This window comes from Erwinia phyllosphaerae (assembly GCF_019132875.1).
GTDB lineage: Bacteria > Pseudomonadota > Gammaproteobacteria > Enterobacterales > Enterobacteriaceae > Erwinia > Erwinia phyllosphaerae.
Window position 1 is genome coordinate 230,785 of record NZ_JAHSPF010000004.1, and the last position, 15,784, is coordinate 246,568.

A 15,784-nucleotide genomic window follows, 5' to 3' on the forward strand; every position below is an offset into this window, starting at 1 on the left:
ACCCCGCCTTTCTTTGCATAGCCAATCACTTTTCGCCCTGTTACGCATTGCATCTCACCATATCACTCCGTAAAATCGCCGCCGGTTTCAGGAGATCTTTTCGAATTGCGACGTCGCAGGCGTACAAATTGCGAACAACTCACCCTGTCATGGTTTTTTATTCTGGTTTTGGGATGCTTTTTTGGACAAAAAATTAGGTCTTACCGCCCTGACGGCGCTGGTACTGAGTTCAATGCTTGGCGCAGGCGTTTTCAGCCTGCCGCAGAATATGGCGCTGGTTGCCGGTCCGGCTGCGCTGCTGATTGGCTGGGCCATTACCGGCGTCGGCATCATTATGCTGTCACTGGCGCTGTTGCTGTTAACCCGTCTTAAACCGGAACTCGACGGCGGTATTTTTACCTATGCGCGCGCCGGATTTGGCGAGCTGACAGGTTTCTGCTCCGCCTGGGGCTACTGGCTGTGCGCGGTCATTGCCAACGTGTCTTATCTGGTGATCGTGTTTTCCGTCCTGAGCTTTTTCACCGATTCACCGGGGCACGTTGTTTTCGGCAACGGTAATACCTGGCAGGCGGTTCTGGGCGCTTCCGTCCTGCTCTGGCTGGTACACTGGCTGGTGCTGCGCGGCGTACAGACGGCGGCGAGCATCAATCTGGTGGCCACTTTGGGCAAGCTGGTGCCGCTGGGCCTGTTTATCGTGCTGGCTATTGCCGCCTTTAACCTCGACCGTTTCCGCTTCGATTTTTCCGGTGTTGAGCTGGGCGTGCCGGTCTGGGAACAGGTTAAAAACACCATGTTAATCACCCTGTGGGTCTTTATTGGTGTCGAAGGCGCAGTAGTGGTTTCGGCGCGCGCGCGCAATAAAAAAGATGTGGGTAGCGCAACGCTTTTGGCCGTGGCCGCCGCGCTGATTGTCTATCTGCTGGTTACGCTGCTGTCGCTGGGCATTGTGCCAAGAGCGGAACTGGCGCAGATGCGCAATCCTTCTATGGCGGGTTTGCTGGATCGCCTGATTGGTTCATGGGGAGACGTAGTGATTGCGCTGGGCCTGATCGTTTCCGTCAGCGGCGCTTACCTTAGCTGGACGATTATGGCGGCAGAAGTGCCAATGCTGGCTGCCGAACACGGTACCTTTCCGCGCTCGCTTGCCAGACAGAACGAGCGCGGCGCGCCTTCTGCTTCACTGTGGCTGACCAATCTTAGCGTGCAGGCCTGTCTGATTATGATTTGGCTGACCGGCTCCGATTACAATACGCTGCTGACTATCGCCTCGGAAATGGTGCTGGTGCCCTATTTCCTGGTTGGCGCCTATCTGTTTAAGGTCGCGCGCAAGATGAATAAGCCAGGCGCGCTGGTCATTGCACTGGGCGCCAGCGCTTATGGCCTGTGGCTGCTGTACGCTTCCGGCCCGCTGCATCTGCTGCTTTCTGTGGTGCTTTATGCGCCGGGCATGCTGCTGTTTTTATGGGCGCGTCGCAAAAACCAGGGAAGTGGCAAGCTTAACGGCATAGAAAAGATAGGTATGGCGGCGCTAATTGCCGGTTCCGCTCCGGCAATGTGGCTACTGCTGCGCTAGTGGGAAAAGGCTAACATGCTGACGGCCAGACGGTCGTCATGCTGCTCCAGCGTCAGCGGCTTGACGTACTCTTCGCGAATCACGTCAAGCTGCTGCTGCGAAAGCGGATAAGGCAGCAAAATTTCAAAGCGTTCGATATGCTGTTGTTCAGCAAGCGTTATCAATCGGGCAATATTTATCTCGTCGCTGACCTGGGTAGAAATAATCTGAAGCGCCAGCGCTTTGAGTCTTTCTGAAGGGGCGGCCGGCAGATCCGGCGAGTTTTTAGTCACCATGCCAAAGATAGGCATTACGCCGTAAATAGCGTCAACAAAGCTCCAGCGTTTTTTGCAGGATGACGAGAGAAAATCAATGTAATTCAGACAGATATAGCTATCCCTTTCCTTCAAAGCCAGCTCTTTATCAGTCACCCTTTTCTCTCCTTTCTCCGTTAAACAACGCGCTATGCCGTCAGGTAACAACCCTGATGAACATAATGGCATATTTTACGCCATTTATACTATACATCGAGAGTTATTTAGCCCGAACTCATAGTAGTTCGCGTAAACATTCGGTAATCTTGTTTTTCCTTCGTTGAAAAATGTGGCTATGAATAAAATCGTATTCGTCGAGGACGATCAGGATGTTGGCGAACTGATTGCCGCCTATCTGAGCCGTCATGATATTGAAGTTATTGTTGAAAGCCGCGGCGACCGTGCCGAAGAAGTCATTAAAGCGACCATGCCCGACCTGGTGATGCTGGATATTATGCTGCCGGGAAAAGACGGGATGACGCTCTGCCGCGATCTGCGTACCAGCCAGCAGTGGAAAGGCCCTATCGTGCTGCTAACCTCGCTGGACAGCGATATGAACCATATTTTATCGCTGGAGATGGGCGCTAACGATTATATTTTAAAAACCACGCCGCCTGCGGTGCTGCTCGCTCGCCTGCGGCTCCATCTACGTCAGGCCGCCACGCAGAGCGGCGAAGAAGCCCCTGTGACCGCCAGCGTCAGTGCGCAAAAAGCGCTGCGCTTCGGCACGCTTTCGGTCGATCCGGTTAACCGCCAGGTTACACTGTCCGGTGAGATTATCGCCTTATCTACGGCCGATTTCGATTTACTGTGGGAGCTGGCAACGCATGCTGGTTCCATCCTGAACCGTGACGCCCTGCTGAAAACGCTGCGCGGCGTTAGTTATGACGGAATGGATCGCAGCATCGACGTAGCAATCTCGCGGCTACGCAAAAAGCTGCTGGATAGCGCGACCGAGCCTTACCGGATTAAAACTATCCGCAACAAGGGCTATTTATTCGCGCCCCATGCCTGGGAAACGTAAGCTGCGATCGGGATGTGGCTTTATGGTTTGGCGCATGGAAGCGCCAACCGAGCCATAAGAGACGATTTCACGGCGAGTCCGTGTTTCGAGCTGCCCTTGATGCTTTACGCCGTACCGATAGCGACTTTAATAGCGCCCAACAGCCCTCACTGCCTTACGCCGATCCCACAACACCCTTAACAGCGACTCAACCGCTCAGCCAGCAGCAAGGGCTGCTCGAAAAAGCGGACCGTTTGGCGCATGGACGCGCCAACCGAGCCATCAGGGATGATTTCACGGCGAGTCCGTGTTTCGAGCTGCCCTTGATGCCTTACGCCTATCCCACAGCGCTTTAAATCAGGACTCGACCCATACCGTCTGCGCGTTAGTAAATTCCCGAATGCCAAAGTGGGACAGCTCGCGACCGTAACCGCTCTGTTTTACCCCGCCAATCGGCACACGCGGATCGGAGAAGCTCGGCGTATTGATAAACATACCGCCGGTTTCCACTCTTGCTGCCAGACTGCGCGCCTTCGGCAGATCCTTACTCCACAGGCTACCGCCCAGACCGAACTCGGAATCGTTCGCCATGGCAATGGCATCGTCCGCATCTTTCGCCACGATCAATGAAGCCACCGGGCCAAACAGCTCCTGCTTAAAGCTGGTCATGCCTGGCTTCACGTTGCTCAGCACGGTGGGTGCATAAAAGTTCGCTGTGCCCTCAATCACATGACCGCCCAGCAAACATTCCGCGCCCTCGGCAATGGTTGCCTGCACCTGCGTATCCAGCTCGTCACGCAGATCGTAACGCGCCATCGGGCCAATATAGGTCGCTTCATCACGCGGATCGCCAACCACCATCTCTTTTACCGCCGCCACAAATTTATCGCGGAATTCGGCAAACACGCTCTCTTCAACAATAATACGCTTCGCCGCCAGACAAACCTGGCCGCCGTTCATAAAGCGCCCCGCAACCGCGCCTTTAACCGCTGCGTCGATATCCGCGTCGGCCAGCACGATAAAGGCATCGGAACCACCCAGCTCCAGCACGCTTTTTTTCACTGCCGCCCCGGCCAGCGCCGCAATGGCTCCGCCAGCCCGCACGCTGCCGGTCAGGGTTACGGCTGCGATACGACGATCCTTAATGAGGGTAGCGACCGCATCGTTATCCGCATTCAGAACTTTAAACAGCCCTTCCGCCACGCCAGCTTCCGCCAGCACCGACTGCAACAACAGCGCGCTACCCATAATGCTCGGCGCTGGCTTCAGCAGATAGCTGTTACCCGCCATGATAATCGGCACGGCACCGCGCAAAACCTGCCATACCGGGAAGTTCCACGGCATCACGGCCAGGATTGCGCCAATCGGCAAATAGTTAACGTAAGCTTTTTCGTTCTCAACCATGGTGGCTTCTGGCGCAAGAAACGCCGGGCCTTGCTCCGCATACCATTCACACAAACGCGCGCTTTTTTCTACTTCGGCCAGGCTCTGGGTAATCGGCTTACCCATTTCGTCGGTCATCATTTCCGCCAGCGCGCGGGCGTGTTTACGCAGGCTGCCAGCCACGTTCTGCAACAGCTGGCTGCGGGTATGGATGTCGCTATGACGCCAGTCCTGAAACGCACGGTCGGTCTGTGCCAGCGCGGTTTCTACTTCAGCCGCTGTGGCAAACGGCGTCTGACGAATAATTTCGCCGGTAAAAGGATTGCGGGAAACAGCGCCCGCCTGAGCAGCAGATAAAGTCGTCATAAATTCTCCTGTAAAGCGTTTTCGCTTAGCGTGTTATTCGTTGTTGGTAACATCATAGCCTTGCACAGCTTTCCTGAAAAATGAATAATAATGAAAATATCCTGCTCAAAAAGAGAATGTATATGGATCTGACCCAGCTGGAAGTCTTCCGCGCTATTGCTGAAGAAGGAAGTGTTACTGCCGCCGCCGGAAAGCTGCACCGCGTTCCTTCTAATATTTCCACGCGCTTGCGCCAGCTGGAGGAAGAGCTGGGCACGGAACTGTTCAGTCGGGAGAAGCTGCGGCTGCATATCACCGATGCAGGCCGCACGCTGCTCGATTATGCCCAGCGCATTCTGGCGCTGACCGAAGAAGCGCGTATCCAGGTTTCCAGCCAGCATCCGGCAGGCGTTTTTACGCTTGGCTCAATTGAAAGCACCGCCGCCGTTCGGCTTCCTCCCTTGATTGCGCGTTACCATCAGAGCTGGCCAGAGGTGGAGCTGGGTCTTTCAACCGGCCCTTCCGGCGAGATGATCGATGGGCTGCTGGCCGGCAACTACAGCGCCATCTTTATTGACGGGCCGCCGAAACATCCGCAGCTGGAAGGCATTGCCGTTTTTGCCGAAGAGCTGGTGCTGATCTCCTCGCTGAACCATCCACCCGTTACCAGCGCCAAAGCCATTTCCGGCGCGACCATTTACGCTTTTCGCGCTAACTGCTCCTACCGTCGCCTGTTCGAAAACTGGTTTGCTCGTGAAAACGCCGCGCCGGGCAAAATTTTTGAGATGGAGTCCTATCACGGCATCCTGGCCTGCGTTAGCGCCGGAGCCGGACTGGCGCTGGTCCCCAAAAGCATGCTGGAAAATATGCCGGGCAAAGACAGCGTCAGCGCCTGGCCGCTGGCGGATAGCATGGGCAAGCTGGCCATCTGGCTAATCTGGCGCAAGGGCGGCGGCTCGGCCAATCTGCGAGCGCTGGTAAACCTGTTAGAAGTGCAGGAGTAAGCGTGCTGAACTACGCTTAAGCCACCTGTTAGCAAGATGGAAAAAATTATGCTGTGGCTGTACAACACATTGATCGTGCTGGGAACTATTGCCGCGATGGAGCTTATCGCCGCGCTTTCGCATAAATATATTATGCACGGCTGGGGTTGGGGCTGGCACCTCTCCCACCATGAACCGCGCAAAGGCTGGTTTGAAGTCAACGATCTTTACGCCGTCGTCTTTGCGGTGCTTTCTGTCGTGCTGATTTATCTGGGAAGCATCGGCTACTGGCCTTTACAATGGATCGGCGCGGGCATGACGGCATACGGCCTGCTCTATTTTATGGTGCACGATGGTCTGGTTCACCAGCGCTGGCCGTTCCGCTATGTGCCGCGCAAAGGCTATCTGAAACGTTTGTATATGGCGCACCGGCTGCATCATGCCGTACGCGGCCGCGAAGGCTGCGTCTCTTTTGGTTTTCTCTATGCGCCGCCGGTCGCTAAACTTCAGGCAACGCTGCGCCAGCGACATGGCCGTCGTAAGCGCGCGGACGCTGCCACAGCGCCGCAGGACGAGGCGGAGCAGACGCAGCCAGTCGTGAAGCGATAGCCTTGCATCCTCCCGCCGCCAGCAGGCCCAGCTTTTCTGCCTTGCTGGTGCCCTGCCGCCGCTCCCAGGCGGCGGTTCCCGCTTTGCGAACCTTCACACCAATTTCCCGATAGACGCCGCGCGCGGTGGCAATAGCCCAGGCCGAACGCAGCGGCAGACCCGCCAGCCCGGCATCCGCCGAAAGATAGTAAGGTTCAGCGGCCGCCACCAGCCGATCGGCCACGCGCGCCAGCCGTTCACGGTTGACTGGCTCAGCATAGTTTTTCAACGTCAGCCCCTCTTCTTCCAGCCAGTGGATCGGCAGGTAGCAGCGACCGGTTTGGGCATCCTCAACGATATCGCGAGCGATATTGGTCAACTGAAAAGCCAGCCCTAAATCACAGGCGCGATCCAGTACCGCCTCATCGCGCACGCCCATCACCCGCGCCATCATCAGGCCAACCACGCCTGCAACGTGATAGCAGTAGCGCAAAGTATCATCCAGGCTGTAATAGAGGTCGCCGCGCACGTCCATGGCGTAACCTTCCAGATGATCGAACGCCTGCTGCTGCGGGATAGCGTGTGCCAGAGCCACTTCCTGAAAAGCGGCAAAGGCCGGATCGCTCATCGACTCGCCCATACAGGCGCGAATAGTCAGCGCCTTTAACATTTGCAGTCGTGCTTCTGGCGTGGTCTGCGCGCTGTTTTCCTGTCTGAAACCTAACTGCTGGTCGTCAATCACATCATCGCAGTGGCGACACCAGGCATAGAGCATCAGCGCGCTGCGGCGGGTTGCCGGATCGAACAGCTTCGCCGCCGTCGCAAAGCTTTTGGACCCCACCGCCATTGTTTCCGTGGCGTGACTGAGCAACGGCTCGTTCATCGTATAATATCCTCCAGGATCAGGCTGGCGGTCACTTTGGCAGAAGCAATCACGCCCGGAATGCCCGCGCCAGGATGCGTCCCCGCGCCGACCAGGTAGAGATTTTTGATTTTGCTGTCGCGGTTGTGCGGGCGGAACCAGGCGCTCTGCGTCAGCAGCGGTTCAACGGAAAAAGCGGAACCCAGATGCGCGCCCAGCTCGTCACGAAAATCAAACGGCGTGAAGATTTTTTCCATCACCAGCTGCTCGCGCAGGCCCGGCATATAGTGCTCTTCCAGATAGGCAAAAATACGCTCTTTCAGCTTTGGCCCTTCCACTTCCCAGTCGATATCGGCCACGCCCAGGTTAGGTACCGGTGCCAGCACGTAAAAGCTACCGCAGCCTGGTGGTGCCAGAGAAGGGTCGGTGACGCAGGGCGAATGCAGATAAAGCGAGAAGTCATCAGCCAGCTTGTCGTGATGAAAGATATCCTCAATCAGTTCTTTATAGCGCGGCCCAAAGCAGACCGTATGGTGCGCCAGCTGGCTGTGCGGATTGTTCAGCCCAAAGTAGATAACGAACAGAGAATTACTCATGCTTTTACGCTTGAGCGCTTTGGCCTGCGCTGCGCCGTGCGGATGGTGACCAAGCAGCTTGTCATAGGTTTGCACTACGTCAGCATTAGAGGCCACGGCTTCCACTTCAATACGCCGCCCGTCCGCGGTGCGTACTGCGGTAATACGATCGCCTTCCGTTTCCAGCTTACTGACCGGCGTGTTTAGCTCGATTTCGCCGCCCAGCTCGCGAAAAAGCTTTACCAGCCCCTGAACCATTGCGCCGGTACCGCCGCGGGCAAACCAGACGCCCCACTGGCGCTCCAGCGCATGGATCAGGGTGTAAATAGACGAGGCGGCAAAAGGATTACCGCCGACCAGCAGCGAATGAAAGGAGAAAGCCTGGCGCAAGTGCTCATCTTTAATAAACTTTGACACCATGCTGTAAACGCTGTTCCAGGCCTGTAACCGCACCAGCTGCGGCGCGGCGCGGGCCATATCGCGCACGGAAAGAAAAGGTACGCTGCCAAGCTTCAGGTAACCCTCTTTAAACACCTCGCGCGAGTAGGCGTGAAAGCGACGATAGCCCGCCACGTCGTCAGGATTGAAACGGGCGATCTGCTCTTCTAACTCCTGCTGATCGTTGTCGTAATCCATGACTTCGCCGGAGTCCCAGCACAGCCGATAGAAAGGTTTGACCGGCAGCATATCGATAAACTCGGCGGTACGTCTCCCGCCCAGCGTAAACAGTTCTTCGATTGCCGACGGATCGGTAATCACCGTTGGGCCTGCATCAAAGGTAAACCCCCGATCGTGATAGACATAAGCGCGGCCGCCGGGCTTGTCGCGCGCTTCCAGCAGCAGCACGGGAATGCCCGCGGCCTGAAGACGGATAGCCAAAGCCAGGCCGCCGATACCGGCGCCAATTACAATTGTTTTTTTCATCAGAAAGCTCGCAGCCGGGGAGTTTTTTTGAGCACGGCCAGCAATGCCTCACCGACCGGTACCGGGGGCTTGCCTGTAAGGATCCGTGCCATATCTGTAGGTTTGAGACGGCCGGCGTAAAACCTGGCGATCAGCCCGTCGTCCAGCTGATAAAAACGCTGCATAACCTGCCAGCGCCGTTCCGGGCGACCGGCAAGAAATAACATGCGGTTGAGTATGCGAAAGAATCGCTGGCGCTGCCACTCACGGGCGGCAAACTGCGCTATCAGCTCTTGCAGCTGTCGGTGCGAGGTTAAGGGCGTAGCGGCGATTTTATCGGCCAGCGTTGCCGCCAGCGGCAGTGAATAGCCGGTTGTCGCATGAAACAATCCGGCACGCAGGCCGCTATAAATGCGTTCGCCCTGCTGCTGGCGAAACGCTTTTGGCTGCCCCTGCAACGTAATCGGCAGGCTTCCCTGCTCCTCGCGCTGTAAATGTGCCAGCTTCCAGCCCTGCGCCTGCGCATAGTCGGCGATGCGCTGCCGCGCCATTTCGCTGTCCAGCACGCTGCTGTCCTGATAGTGGGTATCTTCAATCAGCAGCGTATCGGCAGAAAGCGGCAGCGTGTAGACAAAACGGTAGCTTTGCTGCTGGTCTACCGTGGCATCCATCAGGATCGGCCGCGTCAGCCCGTGCGGCTCCGCCAGCTGCCACTGCTGGCCTAAAAATGCCTGCAGGCCGACGGTTAAATAAGGGCTGGGCTGATAGCCTCGTCCGTCAATAACCGCTCTGGCATGCAGCGTCCGGCCATCGCTTAGCGTCACGCTCTGCACGCCGACCTTGCTCACTTTTATCAGCGTTTGCAGCTTGTTTCCTAATGCCTTTTCCAGCGGTGCAGCAAAGCTTTCCGCCGTCACGCTCAGATAGTCACCGGACAGCGTGCGCCGAAAGCGCGGGAAACGCACGTCGTAACCCTGCCAGCGATGCGCCACCATTGGCCGCAGCCATTCATGTTGCTCTGACGTTAAATCGTGCTGATGAAAGGACCAGGTGTGATTGCCGCCTGCCCGCTCGCCCGCTTCCAGCACCAGCACGTTTAACGAAGGCTGCTGCTGCTGTAGCCGCCAGGCGATCAGTCCATTAGCCAGGCCGCCGCCGACCAGAATGAGATCCCATTTTTTCATCCCGCTGCTCCAGGCCTGAAGGCCTTTGCGGCCAGTGCCTGCTCCACAATATCTGCCGCCTTCGGCGCGCCGCCCGCCTGCCGCAGCTGGTTTTGTGCGGTCTGCATGGCGGATGAATTGTCCTGGTTGTGCAGCAGCAGCGCCAGATTCTGCGCCATTTTTTTGCTGCTGGCGAAACGGGAAACGCGACGGCCAAGGCCGTTCCACGCCACGCGCGCCGCCACTCCGGGCTGATCGAAAGCGATTGGTACGACCAGTACGGGGGTGGATGTACTGACGGCATCCGCGACGGTATTTAATCCGCCGTGGGTAATGACCGCGTTGGCCTGCTGTAGCACGCTAAGCTGATCGGCAAAGTCTGTTACCCAGTAAGCGCCGCAGGCTTTTAACTCCGCTTCCTGTTTGGCAGATAAACCGCCGCAGTGGGCAATCAGAAGCTGTACGTGCAGACGGCTACAGGCGCGAGCGATAGTTTTAAACAGCCGAAAACGGTGTCCCTGCAGCGTGCCCAGCGAAGCAAAGACGAAAGGCCGCGCTGACCACAGCGGCCAGAAGCGATCTTCCGTTTTCCCGGGGCGCAGCGGCCCAACCTGGTAGAAATGCGCAGGCAGATGTCGACGAGGAAGATCGAGGGCAGGCACTGTCTGGCTGATTTGCGCCAGCGGCGAAAGGCATTCGTGCAGGCTCTGGCGCGGCGGCAGGCCAAATTTTGCGGCGTTGCGGGCAATCACGCGTCCGTGGCTGCGCATTATCCAGTCATAAATGCGCTGGCTGGTACGAAAGCGTTTTTGCGCCGCCTCGTCCGTGCCGTAAGAGAAAGGCATTACCGGCAGCGGTAGTCCTTCCTCGCGATTAACCGGCAGCGCGCAGGCTACCGAGACAAAAGGTAGCGCCAGCGCTTCGGCGACCAGGCCGCCGGCGGCTTCCATCTGATCCACGATTAATCCATCAACGTTGAGCTTGTCCAGCACCGCGGGTAGTTCACGGCACAGCATCTCGGTGGTGCGGGACATATCTTTTATCAGCGCCAGCAGCGAAAAACCGGCGGGCCTGGCGGCAAGTTTTAACGTGCGGGCCAGCGAGCCGGGCGGATGCGAAGCCGCGCCGACGGCATAAAAAGCGATACGCTTATCGTTGAGCAGCTCGGCCGCTTCGGCCTGATGAATAAAGGTCACCTGATGACCGCGCTCAATCAGCTCCTGCGCCAGCGCCTGTAAAGCATACCAGTGGCTGTAAAGCGGCGGCGCGATCACCGCGTAGTGACTCATCCCTCGCTCCTGGTATAGTGCAGTTTTGCCTGACGAAGCTCGCTAAGATTGGCGCTACCGGTGCAGAAACAGACGATGCGTAGCTGTTCGATTAAGGTACGAAAATGCTCGACGGCTGCCTCGGCTGACGCGCTGGCGCTGTTAAGCACGGCGGCCGCCTGGCCAACCAGGCTGGCCCCCAGCGCCAGCGCTTTAGCCGCATCAATGCCATCGGCAATACCGCCGGAAGCAATCAACGGCATCGCGGGTAACCCGGTATGAATAGCGCGTAGCGTTTCAGATGTAGGAATGCCCCAGTCGGCAAAGGCCATCGCAATACGCCGCTGCGCAGGATGTTCCGCCCTTTCCGCTTCGACCGCCGCCCAGCTGGTGCCGCCAGCGCCCGCCACGTCAATCATGGCAACCCCGGCTTCGCTCAGCTGCCGCGCCACGTTAGTTGAAATCCCTGCGCCGACTTCTTTGATCACTACCGGCACCGTAAGCCGTTTAACCAGCTGGCCAATAGCATCAAGCACGCCGCGCCAGTCGCGATCGCCGCCGGTTTGCAGGGCTTCCTGTAAGGGATTGAGATGCACGATAAGCGCGTCGGCATGGATCATCTCGACCGCACGCCGGGCATAGTCCAGCCCGCGCGCGCCGCGAATTTGCGCCGCGCCCAGATTAGCTAATAAAGGGATATCGGGTGCAATTTCCCGCAGCTCGCTGTTCAGGCCAAAGCTGGCCTCGCTTTCCAACGCCACGCGCTGCGAGCCAACGCCCATCGCCAGCCCTAACTGCTGGGCGGTTTGTGCCAGATGTCGATTGATATGGCGAGCGCGAGCGGCCCCCCCGGTCATCGAACTAATCAGCAGCGGAGCCTGCAGCTTTTTACCAAACAGCGTGCTGCTAAGATCGATGCCGTCCAGATCCAGCTCTGGCAGCGCGCAGTGCTCAAAGTGCCAGTGTTCAAACCCCGTTCGGGCTTTAGGCACGTTGAGCGCCGGGTTGAGGACAATATCAAGATGATCGTTCTTACGCTGTACAAGGTTCGCGTCCTTCATTCACTCTCCGCATCTCAACAATCAGCTAAAGGTTGCCAGCTGCTGACTGAACCAGCTATGCATAAAGCGGCGCGTTGCCAGACCGTGCTGGCAGGCCCATGAGAGATGCTGATCGGCGCTGTGCAGATGCGCATGCAGGCGCTGCTGTACTGCTTCAGCCCCCAGCAGGGCTACCAGCGTCGATTTGCCTTCATCCTTATTAAGATCTTTACCTGTACCGCTGTGACCGTCTGCTAAATCGTCGAGCAGCTGAAAGGCCTGTCCCAAATCGCGGGCGAAAAAACCGAGCTTCTGGCGTATCTCAGGCGATGCGTCTGCCGCCAGCGCCGCCATTTGCAGCGTTGCGCTGAATAACATGCTGGTTTTCAGCTCGTTAGTATCGGCTATCGCTTCTTCACTGCGCGCTACGTTGCCTTCATTCAGATCGCGGAACTGCCCCTGAACCAGCCCCTGTAGCCCAACGGCAGCGGAAAGCTCCGCTACGGCCTGGGCTCGACAGGCATCGGACAGCCCTTCGGCAGCGGCCACCACGCCAAAAGCGTTGCTGAGCAGTGCCACTGCCGCAAGGATCGCCACATCCTGCCCGAACTGGCGATGGATGGTAGGTCGGCCGCGGCGCAGCGCCGCGTTATCCATACAGGGGATATCGTCCAGCACCAGCGAGGCGGCATGCACCATTTCCACAGCACAGGCAAGATCGAGCAGGCCCGGATGGTTTTTGTCGCAGCCGAGATCGCAAGCCGCCAGCATCAGCAGCAAGGGACGAATGCGCTTGCCCGGTGCCAGCGCGCCTTCACGCATTGCCGCGCTGACCCGATCGCGCTCGCCACCAGCGGGTAACAGCTGGTCGAGCCGACGATGTAGCGCATCACGCAACGCGCGCAGTTCGCTTTCCTGACTCAATAATTCTTTAGCGTTGGTCATGGTTGCCGTCACTGGTTTTCCCATCATAACGAGTAAAAAAGAGAGGTCGCCGTTGCCGTAAAGCCTTTCTGGCTTGCTTCGCCCGGCGCAGCGCAACAGGCCGGTTGAGAGCGGTTTTACTCGTGAAAACTAACGTTGTTTCAGTTAAGCCTAGATTATCCTTAACAAAAAGACAGAAATTATGGAAATTTAACCATTAAACAATAAATTACCTTTGAGGCGGCGTTTTCAGGATGTTAATACTCGCCAGAGTGCTTCCCTGTTTTCATGTTAAAAAACATAAAGATAAAAAAAGACGCTGGCGAGGTGGCGTATCTTAATTGCGCGTTATCGGCGGGAGTTGCTCAAGGTCGGCAAGCAGTCCCGGCCCTGTCGGCCGCCACGCAAGACGTTCCCGGGTCAATACGCTTGACGCAGACATATCGTGGGCAACAAATCTACTCATCCAGCCAAAATGAGCAGAGGCTTCGACAGCGTCAAGGCGCGTGACGGGAAGATTTAAAACATGCCCAATCGTTTCGGCAATCTGCCGCAGCGTAACGCCTTCTTCTGCAACAGCATGATATCGACTTCCCGGGGTATTTTTTTCCAGAGCCAGCACGTAAAGCCGTGCCGCGTCGCTGAGATGGACAGCGGACCAGCGGTTCTGCCCCTCTGCAACCCAGGCTGAAATACCCTTCTGCCGGGCGACATCAATTAATGGCGTGATAAGTCCTTGCTTAATCGGGTTATGCACCTGCGCAAGACGAACCGTAGCAACGTTGATGCCTTTCTGTAACGCAGCCTCGCCTGCCAGTTCTGAGGCTTTACGTGGATTAGGATGCGCAGGATTAAAATGATCCTCCACGGCCAGCTGATTTGGCCCTGCCGCCCCCATCCCCACGCCTGAAGTAATGATTAAAGGCCGCTGCGAGCCTTTTAACGCGTCGCCCAGGGCCTGAATAACCAGCCTGTCCTGCTCACAGTTCGCCACGAAGGTAGAAAAGTCGTGGTTAAATGCGGTATGGATTACCCCATCGCATGCCTCCGCACCCCGCCGCAAACTATCAACATCTTCAATATCGCCAAAATGTGCCTCGGCGCCTGCTGCTTTTAACCTGTCAGCACCCTGCTGGCTTCTGGTCAGCCCGACAACCTGATGCCCGGCCACCAGTAGCTGGCTGACAATCTCTGTACCGATAAATCCGGTCGCGCCGGTAAGAAAAATACGCATAATAGAACCCTCAGAAAGTAGCGATCGCTACGGCCTTATTGAACCGCCACTGTATTGGCTTTATTGGATACGATCTATGTTGTAAAGTCGCTGTTTTATGTCCGATCGTCCGGGGTGATTATGGATCCGCTCTCGCAGTTGCTGTCGCTGCTGAAGCCTGAAAGCTATGCGTCTGGCGGCGTCCTGCTGCCTCAGGGATCAGCCGTGCAGTGGCCGTTCCATGACGGGATTAAATGTTACGCCGTGGTATCTGGAGAGTGTTGGCTATCGGTTGAGGGCGTTACCGAACCGCTGCGGCTTACTGCGGGAGATTGTTATCTGTTGCCGCCCGGCCCACCTTTCCGGCTGGCAACAGATTTGATGTCGGAACCCGTGGACTTTCAGCAGGTCCGCACGTCGATGGTGACGGATATAGCGGTAAACATGCATAGAAACCCCGGCTGCTTTCTGGTCGGCGGCCATTTTCTTCTGGCTGGCCGCCCTGCCAGCATGTTGTTAAGCTCGCTGCCGCCGGTGGTACATATTCGTAAAGAAGCCGATAAAGCCGCTATGCGCTGGGCGCTCGATCGCATGGTGCAGGAGGTGCAAACCGCCCAGCCTGGCAACGGGCTGATTATGCAGCAGCTGGCTTTTATGCTGTTGATTCAGGCTTTACGACTGCATATCAACGACACTCCCGGCACGGGCGTGGGCTGGCTTTTTGCCCTGCGGGATAAGCAGCTGAGCGCCGCGCTGGCCTGTATTCACGACCAGCCCGGCTACAGGTGGACGCTGGAAAAACTTGCTGGTCAGGCAGGAATGTCTCGCTCGGCGTTTGCAAAACATTTTAAGGTGACGGTAGGCACGGCCCCCATCGACTATCTCACTCAGTGGAGAATGCTGCTGGCCTGTGACCGCTTACAAAATTCAGGCGATTCTATTCAACAGATTTCACTCTCATCAGGTTATGAATCAGAAAGCGCGTTTGCAAAGGCATTTAAACGCGTTATCGGCTGTTCGCCCGGGCAATTATGCGCCAGAAAAAAATGAGATTGCTCTTTGTTCAGGAAACGCCTTCCTCCAGCAGCGTCTTTAACAGCGCCATTACCTGCTGATTTTCAGCCGCGGTTAATGCGCCCTCATGGGCGAAGCGTACCTTCCCCTGGCTATCCAGCACCACGACCGCCGAGCCGCCCGCTTTAAGCTGCCAGGCTTTTTTGACGCTGCCCTGACCGTCGATAATAAACTGCGCCCAGGGCGACGCCTCTTTGGCCGATTTCAGGCTGGCGCGAACAAAGATTGCGCTACCCGGGATAGCGTCGTCGGTATTAACAATAGTGGTAGTCTGATAGCGGTCATGCGGCAGATCGGCTTTGCTTAACATCTCAATCAGCGCGGCGTTTTCATCTTTTGCTGAAATTCTGCCTGCCATATGCAGCAAAACGCGAATTTTGCCGTGTAGCTGCGCGCTGTTCCAGGGCCGTGTTGAAAGGGTATGGTGATTAACAAGCAGTTCGCCCTGTACGCCGACGCCGACTGGCGGCACGCGCTGATTAATAACGAAATTGCTGGCTGAGACGTCAAGACTGACCAACAGCAGTAATAAGGAAGCAAGGCGCATTGTTTCTCCGTTGGCATAGTGTCCGGCTGGCTTACAGAGTGTATCCT

Annotated in this window: 15 protein-coding genes; 5 read left to right on the forward strand and 10 right to left on the reverse strand. The window is 56.9% G+C overall.

The features are described 5' to 3' along the window. Positions 1-181: 181 nt before the first annotated feature. A complete protein-coding gene (locus KUE00_RS09345; protein WP_246759534.1) occupies positions 182-1,573 on the forward strand; it encodes an amino acid permease in 1,392 nt (463 codons plus the stop codon). On the opposite strand, the gene KUE00_RS09350 is transcribed toward KUE00_RS09345, so the two are convergent. After that, a complete protein-coding gene (locus tag KUE00_RS09350) occupies positions 1,570-1,983 on the reverse strand; it encodes a hypothetical protein (protein WP_246759535.1) in 414 nt (137 codons plus the stop codon). The genes KUE00_RS09345 and KUE00_RS09350 overlap by 4 nt on opposite strands. 178 nt (positions 1,984-2,161) lie before the next feature. Between KUE00_RS09350 and rstA the strand changes: the two genes are divergently transcribed. After that, positions 2,162-2,890 (forward strand): two-component system response regulator RstA, encoded by a 729-nt coding sequence (gene rstA / locus KUE00_RS09355; protein WP_246759536.1) that lies wholly within the window; start codon positions 2,162-2,164, stop codon positions 2,888-2,890. Positions 2,891-3,226: 336 nt separating this feature from the next. Here rstA and KUE00_RS09360 read toward each other — a convergent pair whose 3' ends face one another. After that, entirely contained in the window at positions 3,227-4,618 is a 1,392-nt protein-coding gene (locus tag KUE00_RS09360) for an NAD-dependent succinate-semialdehyde dehydrogenase (RefSeq protein ID WP_246759537.1), read from the reverse strand. Positions 4,619-4,740: 122 nt separating this feature from the next. Here KUE00_RS09360 and ptrR point away from each other — a divergent pair, with 122 nt between their 5' ends. Continuing rightward, positions 4,741-5,601, forward strand: coding sequence for a putrescine utilization regulator PtrR (gene ptrR, locus KUE00_RS09365; RefSeq protein WP_246759538.1), 861 nt, complete (start codon positions 4,741-4,743; stop codon positions 5,599-5,601). 48 nt (positions 5,602-5,649) lie between these two features. Then, entirely contained in the window at positions 5,650-6,189 is a 540-nt protein-coding gene (locus KUE00_RS09370) for a sterol desaturase family protein (RefSeq protein WP_246759539.1), read from the forward strand. Here KUE00_RS09370 and crtB read toward each other — a convergent pair. The 7 genes from crtB to KUE00_RS09405 all read right to left on the reverse strand — a co-directional run bounded on the left by crtB (position 6,080) and on the right by KUE00_RS09405 (position 14,137). Then, positions 6,080-7,051, reverse strand: a complete 972-nt coding sequence (gene crtB, locus KUE00_RS09375; RefSeq protein ID WP_246759540.1) for a 15-cis-phytoene synthase CrtB — start codon at positions 7,049-7,051, stop codon at positions 6,080-6,082. The two genes, KUE00_RS09370 and crtB, sit on opposite strands and share 110 nt — an antisense overlap. Beyond that, entirely contained in the window at positions 7,048-8,529 is a 1,482-nt protein-coding gene (locus tag KUE00_RS09380) for a phytoene desaturase (RefSeq protein WP_246759541.1), read from the reverse strand. Before KUE00_RS09380 ends, crtB begins: the two co-directional genes overlap by 4 nt. After that, positions 8,529-9,692 carry a lycopene beta-cyclase CrtY gene (gene crtY / locus KUE00_RS09385; RefSeq protein ID WP_246759542.1) on the reverse strand — a complete coding sequence of 388 codons (1,164 nt, stop codon included), beginning with the start codon at positions 9,690-9,692 and terminating at the stop codon, positions 8,529-8,531. The genes KUE00_RS09380 and crtY overlap by 1 nt, the downstream gene beginning before the upstream one ends. Continuing rightward, entirely contained in the window at positions 9,689-10,960 is a 1,272-nt protein-coding gene (locus tag KUE00_RS09390) for a glycosyltransferase (protein WP_246759543.1), read from the reverse strand. The genes crtY and KUE00_RS09390 overlap by 4 nt, the downstream gene beginning before the upstream one ends. After that, positions 10,957-12,000, reverse strand: coding sequence for a type 2 isopentenyl-diphosphate Delta-isomerase (fni, locus tag KUE00_RS09395; protein ID WP_246759544.1), 1,044 nt, complete (start codon positions 11,998-12,000; stop codon positions 10,957-10,959). The genes KUE00_RS09390 and fni overlap by 4 nt, the downstream gene beginning before the upstream one ends. Before the next feature lie 21 nt (positions 12,001-12,021). Then, the gene (locus KUE00_RS09400; protein ID WP_246759752.1) at positions 12,022-12,924 is read right to left on the reverse strand and encodes a polyprenyl synthetase family protein; all 903 of its coding nucleotides are present in this window, start codon (positions 12,922-12,924) and stop codon (positions 12,022-12,024) included. Positions 12,925-13,240: 316 nt separating this feature from the next. After that, positions 13,241-14,137 carry an SDR family oxidoreductase gene (locus tag KUE00_RS09405; protein WP_246759545.1) on the reverse strand — a complete coding sequence of 299 codons (897 nt, stop codon included), beginning with the start codon at positions 14,135-14,137 and terminating at the stop codon, positions 13,241-13,243. A gap of 120 nt (positions 14,138-14,257) precedes the next feature. On the opposite strand from KUE00_RS09405, the gene KUE00_RS09410 reads away from it, so the two are divergent. Then, positions 14,258-15,166, forward strand: coding sequence for an AraC family transcriptional regulator (locus KUE00_RS09410; RefSeq protein WP_246759546.1), 909 nt, complete (start codon positions 14,258-14,260; stop codon positions 15,164-15,166). A 13-nt stretch (positions 15,167-15,179) separates the two neighbouring features. On the opposite strand, the gene KUE00_RS09415 is transcribed toward KUE00_RS09410, so the two are convergent. Then, positions 15,180-15,737: a YtfJ family protein gene (locus KUE00_RS09415; protein ID WP_246759547.1), complete on the reverse strand. Its 558-nt coding sequence runs from the start codon at positions 15,735-15,737 to the stop codon at positions 15,180-15,182. Positions 15,738-15,784 lie beyond the last annotated feature (47 nt).